The sequence below is a fragment of the Chryseobacterium indoltheticum genome (genome assembly GCF_003815915.1).
GTDB lineage: Bacteria > Bacteroidota > Bacteroidia > Flavobacteriales > Weeksellaceae > Chryseobacterium > Chryseobacterium indoltheticum.
Genome location: NZ_CP033929.1, coordinates 2,781,161 through 2,802,312 on the forward strand (window position 1 = coordinate 2,781,161; position 21,152 = coordinate 2,802,312).

18 protein-coding genes and 1 pseudogene are annotated in these 21,152 nt (G+C 34.1%); 2 read left to right on the plus strand and 17 right to left on the minus strand.

Annotated features, from left to right (window positions below; genetic code table 11):
- Positions 1 to 9 precede the first annotated feature (9 nt).
- The 3 genes from EG358_RS12905 to EG358_RS12915 form a co-directional block, all read right to left on the minus strand.
- Entirely contained in the window at positions 10 to 1,887 is a 1,878-nt protein-coding gene (locus tag EG358_RS12905; RefSeq protein WP_076558706.1) for a type VI secretion system baseplate subunit TssF, read from the minus strand.
- 23 nt (positions 1,888 to 1,910) lie between these two features.
- Entirely contained in the window at positions 1,911 to 2,351 is a 441-nt protein-coding gene (locus tag EG358_RS12910; protein WP_076558707.1) for a GPW/gp25 family protein, read from the minus strand.
- 579 nt (positions 2,352 to 2,930) lie between these two features.
- Positions 2,931 to 4,343, minus strand: coding sequence for an APC family permease (locus tag EG358_RS12915; RefSeq protein ID WP_076558709.1), 1,413 nt, complete (start codon positions 4,341 to 4,343; stop codon positions 2,931 to 2,933).
- A 141-nt stretch (positions 4,344 to 4,484) separates the two neighbouring features.
- Here EG358_RS12915 and EG358_RS12920 point away from each other — a divergent pair, with 141 nt between their 5' ends.
- Complete coding sequence (locus EG358_RS12920) at positions 4,485 to 4,997, plus strand: DUF4920 domain-containing protein (protein WP_076558710.1); 513 nt, start codon at positions 4,485 to 4,487, stop codon at positions 4,995 to 4,997.
- A 100-nt stretch (positions 4,998 to 5,097) separates the two neighbouring features.
- Here the strand turns inward: EG358_RS12920 and EG358_RS12925 are convergent, their stop codons facing one another.
- Entirely contained in the window at positions 5,098 to 6,207 is a 1,110-nt protein-coding gene (locus EG358_RS12925; protein WP_076558711.1) for a M14 family zinc carboxypeptidase, read from the minus strand.
- Positions 6,208 to 7,059: 852 nt separating this feature from the next.
- Between EG358_RS12925 and EG358_RS12930 the strand changes: the two genes are divergently transcribed.
- On the plus strand, positions 7,060 to 7,593 hold the full coding sequence (locus tag EG358_RS12930; RefSeq protein WP_076558712.1) for a helix-turn-helix domain-containing protein: 534 nt from the start codon (positions 7,060 to 7,062) through the stop codon (positions 7,591 to 7,593).
- An 80-nt stretch (positions 7,594 to 7,673) separates the two neighbouring features.
- On the opposite strand, the gene EG358_RS12935 is transcribed toward EG358_RS12930, so the two are convergent.
- The 13 genes and pseudogenes from EG358_RS12935 to EG358_RS12995 form a co-directional block, all read right to left on the minus strand.
- The gene (locus EG358_RS12935; protein WP_076558714.1) at positions 7,674 to 8,840 is read right to left on the minus strand and encodes a proline dehydrogenase family protein; all 1,167 of its coding nucleotides are present in this window, start codon (positions 8,838 to 8,840) and stop codon (positions 7,674 to 7,676) included.
- Between the two features lie 63 nt (positions 8,841 to 8,903).
- Positions 8,904 to 9,833, minus strand: a complete 930-nt coding sequence (locus tag EG358_RS12940; protein WP_076558715.1) for a UbiA family prenyltransferase — start codon at positions 9,831 to 9,833, stop codon at positions 8,904 to 8,906.
- Between the two features lie 11 nt (positions 9,834 to 9,844).
- Positions 9,845 to 10,771 carry a mevalonate kinase family protein gene (locus EG358_RS12945; protein ID WP_076558717.1) on the minus strand — a complete coding sequence of 309 codons (927 nt, stop codon included), beginning with the start codon at positions 10,769 to 10,771 and terminating at the stop codon, positions 9,845 to 9,847.
- 73 nt (positions 10,772 to 10,844) lie between these two features.
- Positions 10,845 to 12,322, minus strand: a pseudogene (locus tag EG358_RS12950) (MFS transporter).
- Positions 12,323 to 12,513: 191 nt separating this feature from the next.
- A complete protein-coding gene (locus EG358_RS12955) occupies positions 12,514 to 13,692 on the minus strand; it encodes an acetyl-CoA C-acyltransferase (RefSeq protein ID WP_076558719.1) in 1,179 nt (392 codons plus the stop codon).
- A 52-nt stretch (positions 13,693 to 13,744) separates the two neighbouring features.
- Positions 13,745 to 14,134, minus strand: coding sequence for a hypothetical protein (locus EG358_RS12960; RefSeq protein ID WP_076558721.1), 390 nt, complete (start codon positions 14,132 to 14,134; stop codon positions 13,745 to 13,747).
- 270 nt (positions 14,135 to 14,404) lie between these two features.
- The gene (locus tag EG358_RS12965; protein ID WP_123890109.1) at positions 14,405 to 15,499 is read right to left on the minus strand and encodes a hypothetical protein; all 1,095 of its coding nucleotides are present in this window, start codon (positions 15,497 to 15,499) and stop codon (positions 14,405 to 14,407) included.
- 9 nt (positions 15,500 to 15,508) lie between these two features.
- Positions 15,509 to 16,222: a hypothetical protein gene (locus EG358_RS12970; RefSeq protein WP_076558725.1), complete on the minus strand. Its 714-nt coding sequence runs from the start codon at positions 16,220 to 16,222 to the stop codon at positions 15,509 to 15,511.
- On the minus strand, positions 16,188 to 16,742 hold the full coding sequence (locus EG358_RS12975) for an RNA polymerase sigma factor (RefSeq protein WP_076558727.1): 555 nt from the start codon (positions 16,740 to 16,742) through the stop codon (positions 16,188 to 16,190). Before EG358_RS12975 ends, EG358_RS12970 begins: the two co-directional genes overlap by 35 nt.
- Positions 16,743 to 16,851: 109 nt before the next feature.
- Positions 16,852 to 17,826 (minus strand): zinc metalloprotease, encoded by a 975-nt coding sequence (locus EG358_RS12980; protein ID WP_076558729.1) that lies wholly within the window; start codon positions 17,824 to 17,826, stop codon positions 16,852 to 16,854.
- Between the two features lie 212 nt (positions 17,827 to 18,038).
- Positions 18,039 to 19,376 (minus strand): MFS transporter, encoded by a 1,338-nt coding sequence (locus EG358_RS12985; protein ID WP_076558731.1) that lies wholly within the window; start codon positions 19,374 to 19,376, stop codon positions 18,039 to 18,041.
- Between the two features lie 21 nt (positions 19,377 to 19,397).
- Positions 19,398 to 19,997 carry a bifunctional nuclease family protein gene (locus tag EG358_RS12990; RefSeq protein WP_076558733.1) on the minus strand — a complete coding sequence of 200 codons (600 nt, stop codon included), beginning with the start codon at positions 19,995 to 19,997 and terminating at the stop codon, positions 19,398 to 19,400.
- Positions 19,998 to 20,185: 188 nt separating this feature from the next.
- Complete coding sequence (locus EG358_RS12995; protein WP_076558735.1) at positions 20,186 to 21,133, minus strand: electron transfer flavoprotein subunit alpha/FixB family protein; 948 nt, start codon at positions 21,131 to 21,133, stop codon at positions 20,186 to 20,188.
- Positions 21,134 to 21,152: the final 19 nt, after the last annotated feature.

Sequence of the window (21,152 nt, forward strand, 5' to 3'; positions counted from 1 at the left end):
GGTTTAAAATTAATTTTCAAAAAAATCGGTGTCTTCGTTGCTTATTTTCACGAGATATTCTATTCCGTCGATTGCTTTTGCTACAATTTGGTTTCGCAAAATGTTGGCCATATTTTCCCAATACATTCTTCCGTAAAAAGAATAATTGTTGGGCACAATTTCTACTTCTACAGTTCTTACAAAACCTTCTTTGGGCTTGTTGCTGATCATGGTTCCGCGTTTTACACGAACGTCTTTCAGCTCGTCTTTTAAAACCATTCGGCAGTAATTCTTAACGTCTTCCAGAGAAATTATTTTATCTCTCGTCGTTAAAGCATATTTGTAAGCCTGAATACTGTCTGAACCTTTCTGCTCTTCTGCTCCGCCGATTGTTTCAGTCAGCAAAATCATAGATTGCGACTTTAACTGGTTGGAAAGTTCGGTTCCGGGACGCATATGATTGGCAAAAGTGCAATGTGTAATCCAAAATGCAGCGTAGGTGTGATCTGTTTTTTCTACAGGTTCCATGATCACGTAGTTGAGTTCCTGTCTGATGTTTCTTTTGGCGTTGTTTACTTTCTGCACCATCGATTTCATCTTATCAGACATTTCTCCCAGCATGCCTTTCACATTATCTCTGTTTAGCAAAGAAAATGCTGCAATTTCATCTCTGGTGAGCTCAAGAACGTTTGAAATCATATCAACTGCATTTCTGTTATTGAAACGTTCCATTCCGCCTTTTCGTACGGTATATAAACCTTTTTTAAGATTATCTGAAGGAGTGAAAGGAATTTCGGTGTATTTCCGTCCTTCTCCGTCCTGAACCTCATCTACATACAGAAAATGCTCAGCTTCTTCGGTAATCAACGGGATATTATTTCCCATAATATCTAAGCTGTATTCTGTTTTTTTCCAGCCACGATTGTATACAGGAAAGGCATTCAGCACAAAAGTAAAATTGTCTAAAATTTCTGCCGAAAACTGCGGCGGAAACTCAAAAGTAAGCCACAGATATTCTTTTCCGCCCAGGTATTTTTCAATCTCTTCTTTTCCTTTCAAAAAATTTAAGTCTTCCGGAAGTTCTCTAATGAAAAGATCTCTTGACAGACCTATAACTTCCACAAATTTGTGACTGTAGATACTTTTGATATCGTCAATAATTTTTGTTTTTATCGACTGCTCATGAAATATCTGTTCATAACCTTCTGCTTCCTTATTTTTCACATAAGTTATCCCTTCTTTGATAAACATTGGATTTCCGTTGCTTGAAACGGTGCTGTAAGGCAATAGCTTATATACAAAATCAAGATGCTCGAAAGCTGGGTTTGAGCAATAAATGCTTAATGTCTTCGGAAATTTTTCGTTAGTAAATTTCGAAACATCAATTCCGATGGTTACTTTCCTGTAATCTTCCGGTCTTCCCTGAAATCTGGAAATTGGAATTTTATTGAGTCTTTCATCTAAACTGTAACATGTATTTCCTACAAACATAATTGCAGTTTGTGCTTTGTTTGTTCGTACGCTTCCAATCGGTGTAAAAGGAATGTTCAGCTGTTTATCTGATTCCGATTTTACAGTGGAATTCATGTGTTTTCTGAAAAAAAACTCGGTATGCTCAAGCAATATCTCAGATGACTCAAATGGCGAAGTATAAGCCAAAGCGTGAGCCGGAATAGGATGTGTATAAATGGACGGTGTTAACAGCTTAGCAAGTTTTTCTAAGATTCTTGCATTAACAGTCTGAATTTCGTTATTCGCTTTAAAAATTTCGGTGCTGAATGCATCAATCAATAATTTTACAAAAGGGTCTAATGACTGTGGACTTTTCAGTCCCCAAACTTTTGTAGCATTCTGAAGCATTCTCGCTTTTACGGATTCTTTGGAATAAATATTCTGATCTAAGTTCATAAAATTTTATTACAAATAAATATTTAATCGATGGACATCGGGCTTAGAAAAAGTTCGGTAGAAAAACTGAAACGCTCGCCTGTAGCTTCCATTTTTGCATTGATCCCTATTTTTACTTTTTTCTTGATCTCCGTATGTTCTTTGGTATCATAGTTATGCTCTACAAATCGTATGTGAGCATCAATTTGTGGCTGTACAATTCGTGGTTCGTATTGCAAAATCTGTCTTTTAAGACTTTTAATAAATACATTTTCCCAAACTGCTGATGTTACGCCATTATCGAATTCCAGATTCCAAACATCGTTTCCGTAGTTGTCATCATATCTGTTTTCCCCTTTTTTCGTCGTGATCAAAAGCATGATATTGTGTGCTATGCTTTCTCCCATATCGCAGGTATCGATACTTCCACCTTCGGACATGAGTGTAGACGGTACAAAAGGCATTCTGTAATTTGGTGTGTCCATAAGTGATATTTCGTTATTTCTCTTTGGTGCTATTTAAAACGAAATACCAAATTAAACATTTTTGAGAAATAATACCTTATGGATTATTAAAATTATTGTTAAAAAGGAGAGTTTCGAAAACCTGTGAGAATTAATTGATGTGATTTATATCGTTTAGCTCAGTTTGGGATAGGAAATACTAATAATTGTTTTGCATAAATTCGGAAAGATTTTTAACGCAAAGATTTATTGCTAATTTCTGATTTTAAGAAGCAAAGGCAAATAAATTGCTTCGCTAAGCTTGACAAAAAGATTTATAAATTATTTGTAGATGCATCTTTGCTTGTAATAGAAATCAAGTATAATAAATTGATAATAAGTTTTATTGAGATTACTTATTTGCTCTGCTTATTGTAATGACGGGATATTTTTAGCCCTGATTGAACGGTTTGTTTGAGCTCTTTTCGTTATTTTTTTGGCGGCGGCTTTGCCACCGCCAAAAAAAATAACGAAAAAGCGAGTAGTGAAAGCAGGAAAGAGCTTCAAATAAAAAAAATTGATATTGTCTTCAACATAGACAAATAGCTTTTCCAACAGTAACTATTCTGCTTTTTTATTTCTATTGATAAGATAATAAACGGGAAGCCCGAGAAGTACGATCAAAAACCCCGGCCAGGTATATTGCTGTTTATAAATTAAAAGTAATACGCAAAAAGCTGTTCCAATTAATAAGTAAACTATTGGAGTGACCGGATATAACCAGGTTTTGTAAGGTCGTTCAAGGTTAGGTTGTTTAATTCTAAGATAAATTACTCCGAAAACAGTAATCATATAAAACAAGACGATGACAAACGAAATCATATCTAAAAGATTTCCATATTGTCCACTCAGACAAAGTATTGAAGCCCAAACTCCCTGCATCCAAAGTGCATTTCCGGGAACCTGATTCTTGTTGTTATTTACTGCAGATTTAAAGAAAAGACCATCTTTCGCCATAGTTTGAAAAACTCTTGCGCCAGCCAAAATTAATCCGTTGTTACAACCAAATGTTGAGACCATCACCAAAACAGCGATAATGACGGTTCCTGCACTTCCAAAAATATTCTGTGAAGCAGCAACTGCTACTCTATCATTAGCCGCAAATGCAATTGAATCTCTGTCTAAAGCATTGATGTAAACGAAATTGACAGCAATATATAAAAGCATCACTGCAGAAGTTCCCAGAATCATTGCTTTTACGACATTCTTTTTCGGATTTTCTATTTCACCTGAAACAAAAGTTACGCTTTCCCAAGCGACCGAACTAAATACCGATCCTACCATTGCAGCAGCGATTCCGCCCATTAAAGTCATTCCTGATATAGGCTCCCAACCCGACTGCAAAAAAATCCCTTTAGCATCTTGTTTTAAATTATTGAAAGAATTGGTTCCAAAGCTGAAATTTTCAGCTAGATGTGAGGCATCTACCAAGATGAATCCCAAGGCAATCAAACCCAGCAACGCTACTATTTTTGATCCTGTAAAAACATTCTGAAGTATTTTTCCACTTTCTACGCCTCTTGTATTGATGTACGTCAGCAAAATAATGACCGCGATTGCCAAAATCTGAATCCAGGTAATCTGAAATGTTCCGCTTTGAAAAATCGGAGCTGCATTATTCAATTCCGGGACCAGATAGGCTGTAAATTTTCCGAATGCCATTGCAACGGCCGCAATAGTTCCTGTCTGAATGACTGTAAAGAGTCCCCATCCGTATAGAAAACCCATTTTTTTACCGAAAATCTCTGTAAGATAGGTGTATTGCCCTCCAGCTTTAGGAAAAAGCGACGATAATTCACCATAGCTTATCGCTGCAGCAACAGTCATTATTCCGGTGATTACCCAAACGATAATCATCCAGTATCCCGAGCCCAGATTTCGCATCATATCGGCGCTTACGATAAAAATTCCGCTTCCGATCATTGAGCCCATCACCAGCATAATGGCGTCCCATAATTTTAGTTTTTTCTGCATATTCAAGTATTGCGTTCAAATATAAATAAATATGCAATGGTTTTTAGATTTTGTTTGCAATTTATAAATGATTGTTATTTATCAAGTTTATAATCATTTTAAATTCAAATTTTATTATTAATTTTGAAGAAAATATTAGTAATGAAATTTAAGGCAATATTAGTTTTAGCAGCAGTAAGCGTATCAACTTTGGCTTTTGCTCAGGAAGCAAAGAAAAAAATGGGTCCACCGGAAGGTAATGCAATCGTTGGAGATACTTATGGTTCAGCCGTAACTTCTACTGCAGAATCTAAAGCTATTTCTGTTGAAAAATTGGGCAAAAAGCTTAAAAAAGAAAATAAAAAAGTTGAAAACGTTGCTGTAAAAGGTAAAGTAACAGATGTTTGTGAGAAAAAAGGATGTTGGTTAACCATTCAAACTGAAGATAATTCTCAGTTTTTTGTAAAAATGAAAGATTATGCATTCTTCGTTCCAACTGCTTTAAAAGGAAAAACGGTTGTATTAGACGGAACTGCTGAAAGAAAAGTAACGTCTATTGACGAGCAGAAACACTACGCAGAAGATGCTAAAAAACCTCAGGCAGAAATTGATGCAATCACTCAGCCTAAAGAAGAAATTAGATTTGTAGCCAACGGAATTAAAGTGGTAAACTAAAACTAACCTTGTCATCTGAGCTAAACAAAATAGAAATATTTCTCTAATCGCCCTGACGACAATTAAAATAAAAAAAGCGGAACAATTGGTTCCGCTTTTTTTAGTCTTCTATCTTAAAATTGACTTCTGCTTCCAATTTAGGATATTTGGTATCGGAAATATATCTTTTCCCGGTACAGTCAATTTCCAGCCAGCCTTTTCTTTTCTTCACATCTCCCGCTTCCACAACAAAAGGGATAAATGATATTTCATCTTTACCCTCTTCAAAAACTTCTTTGTACTGAACTGCAATATCCAAAATACATTCGTGCTCAGTATTTAACTTTACGTTTCTGTAAACAACGTCATAATGTGTTTCCTGATTCTCGGGAATCTCTTCATAAGCTTCCCAGCCTGTCGTGTCAGAATTGAGCTCACTGATTGCTTTTAAAGCATAGTATAAAGAAATAGTATAATATTTTCTTGTTTCTTTTCTCGAATAATCATCTACGAAATGTCCGCCTTCAAAAAGAATGGTGGGCATTCCTGATTTTATAAAATTATCGCCTGTAGAAGTAGGATAGAACTCATCGGAATATCTTCCGATCTGATTCGGAATTAATTCCTTTAAATGATTGTAAACATAGGCAATCACTGCCATACATTTCTTTCTGTTATCGGTAACGGTACGCTCAATATTTTCTGAAGGTGCCAAAAAGGATAGTGTTGCCGGATGAATTCCGTCTGTAGTGAAAATAGTTCGCTGCTCGTGAAGGTTCAGTGCATAATCGTATTTTTTTGAAGCAGCCAGATTCTTAAGGAACTTAATCTCTTTACTCGCTTCATTATGAAAATCTCTGTTGAGATCTATTTCTGATGCAGTAAGTCTCGTCCATATTTCAGAACCATCGGGGTTTAGCATGAAAATAAAGTCTAAACTGATCTTGCTGAAAAGCTCATTCTTCACATCCGGAGAATTATCTAAACTTTTCCATAGATCGAGCATTGCATGTGTAGCGTTAGATTCATTACCATGCATTTGTGACCAAGCCAGAATATTGATTTTACCCGTTCCAACACTTAGCTTATAAATAGGTTTATCTAAAAAAGACCTTCCGATCTCTTTAATATAATCGCTGAGATGCGTCTGTAAGTAAGAAAATAATTTTTCAGGGGAAATATAGCGATTAGGAAAATCAGGATTTGCAGTGTAGAAATGTTCAAAATTCATTCAATAATAATTTACATTCCTCAAAATTAAACATTTTGCTTTTAAAAATAAAATTAACATTTGTAACTTAGTTAAACATTGTAAATTGTCAGTTTGTCTGTTAGTAAAATTGTGGATTAATAATAATTTAATGAACTATATCTATATGTTTGTTTTTCAATTATTTATAATTTTTATATAAAGTTATAAAACATATCTACTTTAAGTGTTTATAAGCCTAATTTATCAAAAATGAGTGTAATTAACTTAAACAGATTTATTGTGGAAAAGATATATAACCATGACCTATATACAAATGTTAATTGTGGATAAAGTGGATTACAGATTGAAAAATTCAGCTTAGATTTGGTTTAAAATAAAACTTCTAACGTAGATTAAAAAACATAGTATTTAACAAGAGTATTATATCTTAAATATTGTTAAAAGCGCTTATCCATAACAATTGACAGCAGTAATATTTCAATTTATAGAGAGGGGTAAGCTTAAAAGAGGCATTTAAGCGATATATAAACCGTCTCCTACTCCATTGTTCTTTAAATAAGGTATAAAAGTCCTGTAAATGGTACAAATAGAGAATTTAGCTATACTATAAAGAAGCTTATAATTCTTCAATTTCTATTATTCGTTTTACTTCATCCTTTACTTTAAGTAAGTATTTATCAGAAAATTATTGTGGAAATTTTGTTTAATAATTTATCACAATAAATTTTATCAATACTGTAAATAACTGGAATATAGTTGTTTATAGTTATTTACTTTTGTATATCTCATAAGTTTTTACAGTTTACATTTGTACTTGTGTGATGTAAATTTATTATTTACATTTGTAAAAGCAATTTTTCAGCTTATTGTATGAGTTTAAATGAAAGAATTTCAAAAGTTATAGAGTATTCAGGTTTTACTCCATCGGAATTTGCAGATGAGATCGATGTACAGCGTTCGTCAATTTCTCATGTGACTTCCGGAAGAAATAAGCCTTCCTTAGAATTTATCATTAAAATAAAATCTCGTTTCCCGGAAATCTTATGGGACTGGTTGGTGAATGGTGATGGTGAAATGTTGAAGTCTGAACTTCCCGATACTGAAGAAACAGTAACAGAAGAAAAATTGAAACCAACTTCTCTTCCCGACTTATTTACGATGATGAATGACGACAAAGATTTTGGCAGTGAAGAACCTGTGCCTGAAAAAACAGTCGCAATCGAGAGTCCTCCAGAATCAATTAAAACATATCAAAGTAAAGCAAATGAAAAAATATTCGATTCTCAGCGATTAGAAAAATCAAACGAAAAAATCATTAATCAAGTTATTGAAAATCAGACTATTAAGATAAAACGTATTGTATTATTTTATGAAAATGGAAAATTTGAAAGTTTTGAGCCATAGGAACTAAATTTCACTCACTATTTTCGGAAACAAAAAAGCTCGGTTAAAATAACCGAGCTTTACATATTTTAAATAGAAAATTATTTTCTTCTTCTGTCTAATTCTTTCTTAATTAAACCCAATTCTCTTCCGGTTTGTCCGGCAACAGACGTGTTTTCTCTGGCTCTTCTGGTAAGATATGGAACAACATCTTTTACAGGTCCATAAGGCAAATATTTAGCTACATTATAGCCTTTATCAGACAGATAGAAACTAATGTTATCGCTCATTCCATAAAGCTGTCCAAAATAGATGTGAGGATTGTTATTTTCTAATCCTTTGGCTTTCATTTTATCCATAACCAGCTCAGATGAAACCTCGTTGTGAGTCCCAAAGAACGCAGAAACTTTATCGAGATGATTCATTACAAAATCTATTCCGGCATTGTAATTTTTATCAGAAGCATCTTTGGTTGGCTGAATAGGATCTGCATATCCTTTTTCTGCAGCTCTCGCTCTTTCTTTTTCCATGTAAGCACCACGAACAATTTTGTAACCGATAAAATAATTCTTTTCTCTTGCTCTCTGAAGATTTTGCTCCATATATTCAAGACGTCCGGTTCTATACATTTGGATAGTATTCCAGACAATTGGTTTTTCCTGATTATATTTTTCCATCATCTCTTCGCAAAGCTGATCTGCCGCACCCTGCATCCAGGTTTCTTCTGCATCAATCATTACTTTTTTATCATGTTCATGACAAAGTTTGCATACCTCATCGAATCTTTTTACTACTCTCGCCCATTCTTCTTTTTGACTTGAAGTAAGCTCAGATCCGTTTCCGACAGCTTCATACAAATCAATTCTTCCGAATGCGGTGGGTTTGAAAACGATAAAAGGAATAGCAGGATTTCCTACAGAAAATTTAATAATATCCTTAATTTCCTGACACACTGCATCAAAAGTTTCCTCATCTTCTTTGCCTTCAATTGAGTAATCGAAAATACTTCCAACGCCTCTTTTGAAAAGCTGTTTCACTGCTTTCATGCTTTCTTCACGCGTTTCACCACCTACAAACTGCTCAAATAATGTATTTTTTACAATTGCATTGACAAATGGGAAATTATTGTGAACGGTAAAATTCAGGACAGAAGTTCCAAGATTTGTCAAAGCTGGCTGTTCAATCATTTTAAACATCCAATAGGCTTTTCTTAGTTGTGCATCAGTTTTATCGGCAAATGCAACTTTAGTATCGTTGAAAATGGGCATTCCTTTTTGTTAATTTAATTTTGCAAATGTAAGAATAACCTGAGCTTTTTTAAAGCTTTTTTTCTACAATTTACCTTCAATTCCGTTCAACAGCATTGCAAGAATTCCGATGAAAACCCAGAAACGTAAAATATTGAGCGTAAGAAACTTAGTTCGTCTTGATGAATTTAAGAGAAGATAAATACAGATAACCATTACAAACAGACCCCCGGTAAAATAATAAGACATAAAACCTGAAATTCCGGTTTTGGTAATAAGCTTCATCGAAACTGCCATTGTGATGATCAGTAAAGAAATAAGTATGATCTTGGTATTCTTGCTTTTAAAATAGTTGGGGATTGTGGTATAACCAAAAGCTTTATCAACACTTTTGGTTAAAGTATCTTTTACAATATCTATACATAAAAGAAACAAAAACAGAAAAACAGCCATTAAAAAAACTTTCTTTGAAAAAGTCTGGTAATACACCATCATCCCGAAAAACGGGTATAACGTCAAACTAACAAAAGTAAGATTATTAAGAATTAGAATTCGGCTCAGTTTATGACTGTAAAACCACATAAAGAACTGATAAACAACAAAGAAAATTAAAACTCTGTAAGAAATATAAGTTGCTACTCCGAGCGAAATTACCGTTAAAGCCAAATAAACATACAGAAAATATTTCTGCTGAATAAAGCTCTGAATTCTTGTACGGAACGGCTTTACAATATGATCTTTTTCAAAATCGTAAAACTGATTGATGATTCCGCCTGCAAGTACGCTTAAAACAGTACAGAAAATGATGCCGTGAACTTTGAAATCGAATACGAATTTGCTGAAGGATTCTTCCTGATTAAAAAGAAAAAAAGTAGAAACGTATAATGCAAAAGTAAGTAAAGCAGCCACAAAAAATCTAGCTCCCAAAAGAAAGCCTACCAATTGCGAAAACCTGTAAAACAGAGATTTGGAAACAAAATTTTTCTGTTGGAAACTTTCTTTTTCAGAATTCATTCCCGAGCATTTTAAAATCTGTAAATCACTTCTTTCTGGAAGCCATCAAGCATTTTTTCTGCTTTTTCGTAGTCTTTGGTGAAACCTAAAATATAGCCACCACCGCCACTTCCGCAAAGTTTCAGGTAGTAAGCATTAGAATCTAAACCTTTTTTCCAGATGTTGAAAATACTTTCAGGAATCATTGGACGAAAATGTTCGTAAGCCCAATGAGAAAGCTTTTTGAGGTTTCTAAAAAACGGGTTCATATCTTTTTTAAGGAAAGAATCGATACAAGCGTTGTTGTAACGAATAAACTCTTCTTTCAGCGTTTTGCGGAAACCTTCAGTCTTCATTTTTTCAAAGAAAATCTGAATCATCGGTCCTGTTTCACCGGTAATTCCTGAATCAATCAAAAATATTGCACCTTTCCCTTCTTCACCTTTTGGAATGGCTACTTTATCTAAATTTTCTTTATTTTCGATAAGAATAGGAAGATTCATGTAGCAGATTAAAGGATCCATTCCTGAACTTTTACCATGAAAGTAGCTTTCCATTTCGCCAAAAACGGCTTTTATATTTTTAAGATTATCTTTTGAAATACTGTCAGGATCATGTTTTGTGAAGCTATATTTTTCGAAAATTGCGGCAACCAAAGCACCTGAACTTCCCACTCCATATCCCTGAGGAATATTAGAATCAAAGAAAAGTCCGTTTGAAATATCATCTTTTAGACGGTTTACATCTATTTTGAATTGCTCGGGAAGACTTAAATTTTCAAGAAAATCAGCGTATTTCTGTAAATGCTCGTTTGATTTTTTCTCAAATTCTGATTCTGAGTCTGAAAACTTAAGAGCGCCTTTATAAAAGCTGTAAGGAACTACAAGACCTTGCGAATCTTCTATCATTCCGTATTCTCCGAAAAGGATAATTTTAGCGTAAAATAAAGGGGTCGTCATCTTGTGTAAATATCTTTATGCAAAGTTACTATTATTCTGCTGAATATTAACAAATTTTGAGCCATTGTATGACTTATATCTTGGTTTTTAAGAATCTGATCAAAATTGCTCCTGCTGCAAAAAATACCGACATTGAGATAAAGGCATATTGCATATTATGAAACCTTTGGATAAACACACTGAAAATAAGCATTCCGCAAATGATTGCAATTTTTTCTAGTACATCATAGAAACTAAAATACGTTGTGTTTTCCATAGAATTTTCAGGTAACAATTTTGAGTACGTCGATCTCGACATTGCCTGAAGACCACCCATTACCAAACCAATTAGACCCGCCAAACCATAAAACTGAAGCTGCACATTCGGATTTTCCTTATTTAAAGAATAAGCAGATAAACAGCAGGCGATCCAGATAATCACAGCAATAGTAATTACGTTTTTGTTCCCAATTTTTTAGATAATCTTGAAAATAAAAATGCACCAAAAATTGCAATAATCTGAATAACCAGGATTGTAATGATTAATTTGTATTTATCGGCTTCTTTAGGAAAAATTACTGTACTTCCGAAAGGAACTGCCATCAGAAAGATAGTCTGCATCCCGACACTGTAAAAGAAGAAACTCGATAAGAAAAATTTCAAAGCCTTATCTGAGAAAAGCTTGTTCCCCACTCTGAATAATTCTCTGAAACTCTCTTTAGCAATATCTTTATAGAAACTGATATTATCTTTTAAAACTTCAAAAAAGCCACCTTGCTCTTCATGTTTTTTAAAGATGTTTTTATAATTTAAAAGCACCAAATCTTTAGGAAGTTTCTCCTTCACATCTCCAAACTGCGGTAAATGTTTGAATGTATATTGTGAGAAACCAAACCACCAGGCACCCGTTAATAAAAAGCTGATTCTTATATAAATTTTAGCCTGATCTGGCCCTTTTGCAACCACCTGAATTAAAACCAAACAAATAATCAACAAAACTACAGAACCAATATACCCGTAAATATATCCTTTTGCAGACAATGCATCTTGTTTATCCGGAGTAGCAATATCCGGTAAAAACGAATTATAAAACACCAAACTTCCCCAAAAACCTACACTCGCTGTAATACTGAAAAGGAGTCCTAAAAATACATTTTCCATTCCTGTAAACATGGCTAATCCCATACAAGAAGTTGCTCCCAAATAACAGAAAAACTGTAAAAATGACTTTTTATTTCCAATCGTATCTGCTAAAGAAGATAAAAATGGAGATAATAATACCACTAAAAAGAATGAAATAGCGTAAGAAAAACTTAAAACCGCTTCCGGCTCATAAGTTTCTCCGAAAACCTTGATCATATTTCTCACCGGAATTTCCTGAATTTCCTTCGCTTCTGCTACGTACTCTTTCTTGTTGTACGCAGTGGTAAGAATGGTATAGTAAATTGGGAAGATCGCAGAGGTAATTACCAAAGAATAAACAGAGTTTGCCCAGTCGTAGACCGCCCAAGCTTTCATCATCTTTGGATTATTCTTTATATTTTGAGTTGGTTGAATTTCTGTTTCAGACATTTTCAAACGAATTAGTTGCACAAAAATAGAAAAACCGCTGAACATTCGGAGGTTTTTATTTTTTTTAGTCTAAATTTTATTGATTTGTTAAAATGGGAAAAGTTTTGTGATCATAGAAAAAATTAAAATTTGGACATAAAAAAACCAAAAACACGAATGCTTTTGGTTTTCAATATAACAATAAACTAAATTTACATATTTTCAATAACGATTGCGGAAGCACCACCACCACCATTACAGATAGCCGCAGCACCGTATTTAGCGTTATTTTGTTTTAATACGTTAATTAACGTTACAATGATTCTTGAACCAGAACTTCCAAGCGGATGTCCTAAAGCTACTGCTCCACCGTTTACGTTTACTTTAGCAGCGTCTAATCCTAAGATTTTATTGTTTGCCAAGCCAACTACAGAGAAAGCCTCGTTAAACTCGAAGAAATCGATATCTGAAATCTCAAGACCTGCTTTTTTAAGAGCAATCGGTAAAGCTTTTGCCGGAGCTGTTGTAAAGTTTTCAGGTTCCTGAGCAGCATCAGCATAAGAAACGATTTTTGCCAAAGGTTTTAATCCTAATTCTTCCATTTTCTCCTTAGAAACAAGAATCAAAGCAGAAGCACCGTCATTTAACGTAGATGCGTTTGCTGCAGTAACCGTTCCTTCTTCTTTTTTGAAAACTGTAGGAAGTGTAGGAAGTCTGTCGAAATTTACTGCTTTATATTCTTCATCTTCAGCGAAAATTACAGGATCACCTTTTCTCTGTGGAATTGAAACAGGAACAACTTCTTCAGCAAATTTCCCTTCGCTCCAAGCTTTTGCAGATCTTTTGTAAGACTGAATTGCAAAATTATCCTGATCTTCTCTTGTAAAACTATAATCTGTTGCACATTTTTCGGCACAAACGCCCATGTGAACTTTGTTGTAAACGTCTGTAAGACCGTCTAGAACCATTCCATCCTGCATTTTTACATCACCTAATTTTGTGGCATTTCTTGCATTATAGTAATGAGGAACCATTGACATATTTTCCATACCTCCTGCGATAATTACGTCTGCATCACCCGCTTTAATCGCCTGTGCAGCCATTGAAACAGCCTTCATTCCTGAAGCACAAACTTTATTGATCGTTGTAGAAGGAGTTTCGTTTGATAATCCTGCACCTAAAGCCACCTGTCTTGCCGGAGCCTGACCTTCACCTGCCTGAAGCACATTTCCCATGTAGATTTCCTGAACGTTTTTAGGATCAAGATTTATTTTATCTAATGCTCCTTTTACCGCTGCAGTTCCTAATTTTGTAGCCGGAACTGTAGACAAACTGCCCATAAAACTGCCTATTGGAGTTCTTACTGCGGAAACGATGAATACTTCTTTCATATCTTCTTTAATTTTATTTTATTAATTTTTTCTTTTAATTCAATTTCAAAATTCACTGAGTTTTCTGCTTATTTTTCACGAAAAGCATAATGAGAGCTCCCAAAAACTCTGCAAACCAGCCCCATCTCAGTTTTATTGTTCCTGCAAAAGCTTCCGTCCAGGATTTGAAAGGTAAAAAACTGAAGTAGCTCGCCGCCTGATATTTTACAGCAAATAAAGTGAACACAAAAAGGATCAACAGAAATACGGCAAAAGTATTGACTAAAACCGAACGGTTGTTGACAATCCCGAAAAGCGCACATGCACAGAATATCCAGCAAAATATAGCCAGATAATGATCGAGCTGCCAATAGTTCCAATTTCCGATAATAGGGACGTGAACAAGCGGAAGAAAACTTCCTGCGATCACCAAAATCAACCCTAAAAGCTGTAAATTTTTCATTGTTTTATTTTACAATTTTAATTGAATCTTACAATGCCAAAATACAAAAAAAAACATACTTTTTATAAGTATGTTTTAAAATCATTTATTTGAGATTGATAATATTATTTAGACAGATGTATTGTATAAAATTTATCAATTATTTAATGTTAATTTAATTTTTATGAATATTTAAAAATTAATATTTAGTAATTATAAAGCAATCTGTACTCCATATTAACTGTATAGCAAACCATTATCATTAAAAGTATTGCAAAATATTTCTGAAAATTAAAATGTCAATGCCCAAAGATCTATACCGATTTGTATTCCTTTTTTGTTACGAATCAATGCGTCATTATTAAAAATAGGGGTAAAATCTTTCATTACATAAATATTAAATCCGAAATATTCTATCGAAATTTTTCCGCCAAATATAAAAGGATTTAATCCTTTTGATACTGATTCCCGGTTGTACACACGGTTTCCAAAATCATTTTTATACTGAAGATGCATTTTATCATTTATTTTAGTTCCGCCATAAAGTCCTACTCCTACGCGCAATTGTTTTTTGGTATTATCAATATAACGTACTCCTTCGTAATCTTTATATTTTGGATTTAAAACAAATATCGCTTCTATAGGGACGTAAATATAATCTGTTCTCAACCATGCACTTTTGAAGTTGTTTCCTCTAAAATCTGTGATGTAAAGATTTTTATCATCCTGTGCAAAGATTTTATCCCCGGAAGGAACGATAGTTTCAAGTCTCCATCCTAATCCTAGACGGTAAAAAACGGGGCTTGTCGTTTTACCTAACTGATTTTCATAACGCAAAGAGAAGTTTCCGGACATAGAATTTTTCAGTTCATTTCCTTTAGAAAAATCGAAAAACTTCTTATTTGTGAAATTGATCATAGAGATACCAGCGACGTATCCAAAACTCTTTAGATAATTCTTGGGATCTTCGGGCTCATCATATTCAGGTTGTTCAAAAGTAAGATCCAATAAAGCACCTCTTGCTGTTCTGAATAGATTATTATTTTTAGTAAGATTGCTTTCAAAAAGTGCTCTTCTTACTGTTTTTCCTGTTATTTCTTCGTATTCATCTTTCTGTCGATCGATTTCGTCATTTATAATCGCTTCGTATCGAATGGCTGCTGTATTTTTCTGTTCATTCATCTCGTTCTCAGAGATCTCACCGCTTTTCATTTTCTTTTCAAGCAGATCAAATTCAACATTCATTTTGTTTCGTTCTTCAATAACCACGCTGTCGATTTTGTTTGTATAATTTTCCATCTGTTTTCTCAAAGTTGTTTTACTTTGGGAATAGCCGATTGAGAACAGAAACATAAAAGCTCCCGTTAAAAGTATTCTTTGTTTCATATTGATGAGTTATTGTTTTTCGTCTGTGTTGTTGCTGCTATTAAAAATTGTAATAAACTCCGGACTTACGCTTATTCTGTTAATTTTAATAATTCCTAGCCTTTTTGTATTTTCAGGTGCATTTTTTTTCTGCTCGACACTGTATTTGCGCTGAAAAATAAGATCGTTTGCGGTAATATATTTTACCTTCATTTCTTTCACAACTGGTTTTGTTGTCGCTAACTGAGGCGATTCATTAATTAGCTGTTCAGGTTTGTTATTAATCTCGATCTCAGGCTTTACACCAATCTGAAACTCTGTATTTCCAATTTTCGGAGTTTCTTTTACTACTTTATTTTGGGTTTCAACCAATATTTCGGATTGTTTTTTCTGAGTCTTTTCTGATTTAATAATTATTTCAGAATTAGTGCTTGGTTCTTCCTTTTTATTCTTAGCAATAGATTTAACATTCTCTGTTGGTTTACTATTATTTTCAATAGTTTTTTTAACTGCAATAGCTTGTTTAGATTTTGAAAATTGATCATAATTAAAATAAAACAAAGTTCCAAAAGAGACTAAAAGAACAATTATTGCAGCATATTTCCACCATTGAAAAAGCGGTTTTTGCACTATTTTAGAATCATTATCTAACCCAAGTTCGATTTGATCCCAAAGATTCTCAGAAGGCTTTATTTCGAGGTCTTCGTAATCAGTTTTTAATTGTTTCAGTATTTTTTTGTCCATTTTCTTTTGCTTTTAAATAATCTGCAATCCATTTTTTGGCTTTGCTGAGCTGACTTTTGCTTGTGCCTTCCGATATATTCAGTATTTCTGCGATTTCCTGATGTTTTTTATCTTCAAAAACGTACAGATTAAAAATCAATCGATAGCCCGTCGGCATTTGAGAAAAAATTTCTTCGATGTCAATCTTATTTACACTTTCATCCAATTCCTCTTCCTGATAATCATCGGCAATTTCGATATCTGAATAAAGAATATTCTTATTTTTCCTTACAAAGCTTATCGAATCGTTGACGACAATTTTCCTCAGCCAAAATGGAAAACTTTTCCAGTCGTTGCAGTCGTTGATCTTATTGAAACACTTTAGAAAAGAGTTTAATAAGATATCTTCTGCATCATGAATATTATTCGTGTAAGAATTTGAAACCGCCAGCATTTTAGCTGAAAACAAATCGTAAAGCGCTTTTTGAGCTCTCCGATCCTGTTTCTTGGCAAGTTTAAAATTTTCTTCTAAATGCTTCATGTACTAGTTTCTATCTATAAGACGGTGCAATTTGAAAATGGTTGCCTAAAAGTAAAAAAAATTGCACCTTTTTTCAAAGGTGCAATTTTAATGATAGTATGAAATAAAATTATTGTGCAAAAGAATATCGTGGACCACCTGCCTGGAAAATCGCAAGCATTCTGCTTTTTTGGTCTGTAGAGAACATAAACATTGCTCTGTCATCCACATAATCCATATAATTCATGGTCATTTCTACAGGATTTCCAGTACAGCTGCTGTAATGTGGATACGTCGGCGCACCATAATTAGCAGTGTTGTGTGATGGTGTATCATTACAATAATCAGTTCCGCAAGTTGCATCTCCCCAAATATGACGAAGATTCATCCAATGCCCCACTTCATGTGTGGCAGTTCTCCCCTGATTAAAAGGATATACAGCTGTTCCTGTAGTTCCTACATATCTAGAATCTATAACTACGCCATCCGTAGCACTTGATCCTCCCGGAAACTGAGCATAGCCTAAAGTTCCTCCTCCAATTGTACACACCCATAAATTTAGTTTAGTTGTAGGTGATATCGGTGATAAACCTCCCTGTGCAGATTTTTTCATTGTATCTCTAGTTCCCCAAGAAGTTTTTTTCGTTGATTTTCTTACGACCTGATCCAAAACGAATCTTATTCCCACATTTGCTTTTACATTAGAAAAAGCTGTTGGAACATTATTATAATCACTGTTTGTAGCGTTGAAATCTTTATTCAATACATCAATCTGTGATTGAATTTGTGACTGTGAAATATTTTCTGCAGAATTTCTGTACAAAACATTTACTACAACAGGAATTTCAATAACTCCGTTTACTAATCTGGATTCAAAATTTTCGTTGAGTTTTTTTTGGGTAAACATTTCAATATCTGAAATCTTCTTTGCTAATGAAGGATTTTCAGCGATTTGATCTTTCAAAACATCATCAGCTGCACAGCTTCTTCGAGCAGTAACATCAGTTGTGGCATTCTCTTCTGATTGGTTTTCGATTTTCTCGTCAGACTCACAGCCTGCCAGAATAGCAGAAACTATTCCTAGCATAAAAATTGCTTTTTTCATTGTAATTTGGTGTTAATTATGTTAAATCGCTTTGTTATTATCAAATAAATAACAGAAACATTACAAATATAACATTTTTTTAATACTACACTCTATTTTAATAAAAAAATATTAAAATTTGCTGATTTCAGGGTTTTAACTGGTATAATAAAATAAAAAATGTACCTCTTTTGAAGATACATTTAAATTTTTATTGTAAAAAAACACCATTTTTAGTGCTTCACTTCTTTTAATTGAGTAGTAGGATCATGTTTATGTTTAAAAACAATAGCAAAAGCAATAGTTACAACTAACGCATAACCGGCAAAAATATACCATGACGTTTGCCATCCCGCTAGTCGCAAGGAAGGATCAGTCTGAGAGAAAACATAATGATTTACTACTTCCTGAGCACCCAACATTCCTATTGTAGCTCCGAAACCATTGGTCATCATCATAAAAACTCCTTGTGCGCTAGAACGAATGCTTTTGTCTGTTTCTTTATCAACAAATAATGATCCCGAGACATTGAAAAAATCGAATGCGATACCATAAACAATCATCGATAAAACAAACATCCAAACTCCTCCACCCGGATTTCCAAGACCAAATAATCCGAATCTCAGGAACCAAGCAAACATCGCCATCAACATTACTTTTTTAATTCCGTATCGCTTTAGAAAGAACGGAATCAATAGGATACAAAGTGTTTCTGATACTTGTGAGAGTGAAATCAACGCATTTGCATTATTTGAACCCCAGGTATTTGCATATTCTGGAATTTCTTTAAAACTCGTAATAAACGGATTTGCGTAGCCATTTGTAATTTGTAATGAAACACCCAAAAACATTGAGAAAATAAAGAATATCGCCATCTTTTTTTCTTTAAATAAAGCAAAAGCTTTTAAGCCTAAAGCATCAGATAAGGTTCTTTTTTCTGTACTTTTATTAACCTCACAATTAGGAAGAGTAAATGAATAAATGAACAAAATAATTCCTAAAATACCCGAAACAAAAAACTGACTGTAGCTATTTTGAAAGCTTGGAAAATCAGATTCATTTGAGAAGTTAAATTTTAAATTTCCATCCTGAATTCCAGCAAAATTTACAAACAACATTGCACAGATAAAACCTACTGTTCCCAACGTACGAATGGGCGGAAAAGATTTTATCGTGTCATAATTATTATTAACCAAAACGGTATATGCAACCGAATTAGAAAGCGCAATCGTTGGCATATAAAAGGTAACGCTTAAACCATAAAGAAGGAAAAGTTTTGAAAATTCTACATTTTCTCCTGCTGACATTCCGTAATAACCAGCCCAGATCAAAAAAACTGCTGCAAGAAAATGCGAAATCCCAAGAAGCTTCTGAGCCTGAATCCATCGGTCTGCAATGATTCCCATAATAGCAGGCATAAAAATCGATACAATCCCCTGCATAGCGTAGAACAGTCCGATTTTGGAACCCAATCCTACCGAGCCCAAATAATTTCCCATGGAAGTAAGATAAGCTCCCCAAACCCCAAATTGGAGAAAGCTAAGGATGGTCAATCGTAATTTTAAATTCATCTTTTAATTGTAAATATCTCTTTAATCTATTTTCTTTTTCCGCCTTTTGATCTCTTCCTGAATTTCAAGAGCGGTATCAAAATCTTCTTCTTTTACAGCTTCATCGAGCAATTTTTGTAATTCTTCCATTGAGACAGACGTTAAACTATCTTCAGGATTTACTGTTTCAGAAAAGGTCTCTTCTTCTTTGGCAACTTCTTCCAGCTCCAATAAAATTCCGGCTTCATTTAAAACCTGCTGTGTCGTATATATCGGTGCATCAAATCTTACCGCCATTGCAACAGCATCTGAAGTTCTTGCATCAAGAATCAGCTCTTCCTCGGTTTCAGAATTTTTAAAATTGATATTTGAAAAGAAAACGCCGTCTACAATCTGATAAATGATCACAGAAACCAATTTATAATTCGTAGAAACAATAAATTTTGTAAATAAATCGTGTGTAAGCGGACGCGGCGGATGAATGTCTTTTTCTAAGCCTAAAGAAATGGATTGTGCTTCGAAATTCCCGATAACAACGGGCAGTTTAATGTTTGTTTCTTCATGTTCCAATAACAATGCGTACGCCCCCGATTGGGTCTGGCTGTACGATATTCCGCGTATGATTAGCTGTTTATAATCCATGACTACAAATATAAATTAATTTTTTATTGTAGGTTTTACTTTTTAGACAAAAATAAAAGCCCGGAAGCCGAGCTTTTATCTATATTGTTGATGTTTGTCAAAGGTCAATTGTGAATTTTGCTTCGCAAGTGAATTAATTAGTTTAAAAATTGACAGCAAAGCGAATTGACTATTCACAATTCACTTTTTTATCCTTTCAATGCTTTAATTTTCTCAGTTAATGCAGGGATAATCTGGAAAGCATCTCCTACAACACCGTAATCAGCTGATTTGAAGAACGGAGCTTCAGCATCACTGTTGATCACAACGATTGTTTTAGACGAGTTTACTCCAGCCAAATGCTGAATTGCTCCAGAAATACCAATTGCAATGTAAAGATTAGGTGCAATTGCTTTACCAGTCTGCCCTACGTGCTCTGTGTGAGGTCTCCATCCGATATCTGAAACCGGTTTTGAACATGCAGTTGCAGCACCTAAAACATTTGCTAAATCTTCTACCATTCCCCAGTTTTCAGGACCTTTCATTCCTCTACCTGCAGAAACTACTACTTCAGCTTCTTTTAAGTCTAATTTACCTGAACTCTGTTCGTGAGAGATTACTTTGGTATCTTCATTGGCAACAGAAAGATTTTTCACTTCTTCCGAACCAGAAACTGTATTTTCTTTAACACCAAAAGCATTTTGAGAAACGGTAATAATTACTCCTGTTCCTTCAGCTTTTGCATGCATGAAACCTTTCCCAGAAAACGCTTTTCTTTTCACCTGAAATGGAGACTGACTTTCCGGAGCTTCCAAAACATTGGTAATTAAAGAATAATTCTTCATTACCGCCAACATTGGTGCTACAGAAGAAGCATCTGTTGTGTGAGGGAAAACAAGAATATTTCCGTCTGCAATTTCACTTACCGCTTGTGCATAAGCTTTTGCTGAGAAATTTTTAAGACCTTCGTCTTTGATATTGATTACGTTTGTTGCTCCATATTTATACAATAAATCTGAAGAATCTGTTGGGTTTACAGAGATTGCCGTAACGGTATCACCCGCCTGATCAGCCACTGCTTTAGCATAAGAAACTGCCTCAAAAGCTGCTTTCTTGTAAACTCCGTTTATATTTTCTGCGTATACGAATACTGCCATTATTTTAATTTTTAGGTTT

Coding starts and splice junctions, on each gene's coding strand:
- EG358_RS12915 (WP_076558709.1), bottom strand. CDS start 4,343: ATGCAGAAAAAACTAAAATTATGGGACGCCATTATGCTGGTGATGGGC.
- EG358_RS12905 (WP_076558706.1), bottom strand. CDS start 1,887: ATGAACTTAGATCAGAATATTTATTCCAAAGAATCCGTAAAAGCGAGA.
- EG358_RS12930 (WP_076558712.1), top strand. CDS start 7,060: ATGAGTTTAAATGAAAGAATTTCAAAAGTTATAGAGTATTCAGGTTTT.
- EG358_RS12985 (WP_076558731.1), bottom strand. CDS start 19,376: ATGAATTTAAAATTACGATTGACCATCCTTAGCTTTCTCCAATTTGGG.
- EG358_RS12995 (WP_076558735.1), bottom strand. CDS start 21,133: ATGGCAGTATTCGTATACGCAGAAAATATAAACGGAGTTTACAAGAAA.
- EG358_RS12910 (WP_076558707.1), bottom strand. CDS start 2,351: ATGGACACACCAAATTACAGAATGCCTTTTGTACCGTCTACACTCATG.
- EG358_RS12920 (WP_076558710.1), top strand. CDS start 4,485: ATGAAATTTAAGGCAATATTAGTTTTAGCAGCAGTAAGCGTATCAACT.
- EG358_RS12970 (WP_076558725.1), bottom strand. CDS start 16,222: ATGGACAAAAAAATACTGAAACAATTAAAAACTGATTACGAAGACCTC.
- EG358_RS12955 (WP_076558719.1), bottom strand. CDS start 13,692: ATGAAAGAAGTATTCATCGTTTCCGCAGTAAGAACTCCAATAGGCAGT.
- EG358_RS12945 (WP_076558717.1), bottom strand. CDS start 10,771: ATGACGACCCCTTTATTTTACGCTAAAATTATCCTTTTCGGAGAATAC.
- EG358_RS12975 (WP_076558727.1), bottom strand. CDS start 16,742: ATGAAGCATTTAGAAGAAAATTTTAAACTTGCCAAGAAACAGGATCGG.
- EG358_RS12925 (WP_076558711.1), bottom strand. CDS start 6,207: ATGAATTTTGAACATTTCTACACTGCAAATCCTGATTTTCCTAATCGC.
- EG358_RS12935 (WP_076558714.1), bottom strand. CDS start 8,840: ATGCCCATTTTCAACGATACTAAAGTTGCATTTGCCGATAAAACTGAT.
- EG358_RS12965 (WP_123890109.1), bottom strand. CDS start 15,499: ATGAAACAAAGAATACTTTTAACGGGAGCTTTTATGTTTCTGTTCTCA.
- EG358_RS12960 (WP_076558721.1), bottom strand. CDS start 14,134: ATGAAAAATTTACAGCTTTTAGGGTTGATTTTGGTGATCGCAGGAAGT.
- EG358_RS12990 (WP_076558733.1), bottom strand. CDS start 19,997: ATGGATTATAAACAGCTAATCATACGCGGAATATCGTACAGCCAGACC.
- EG358_RS12980 (WP_076558729.1), bottom strand. CDS start 17,826: ATGAAAAAAGCAATTTTTATGCTAGGAATAGTTTCTGCTATTCTGGCA.
- EG358_RS12940 (WP_076558715.1), bottom strand. CDS start 9,833: ATGAATTCTGAAAAAGAAAGTTTCCAACAGAAAAATTTTGTTTCCAAA.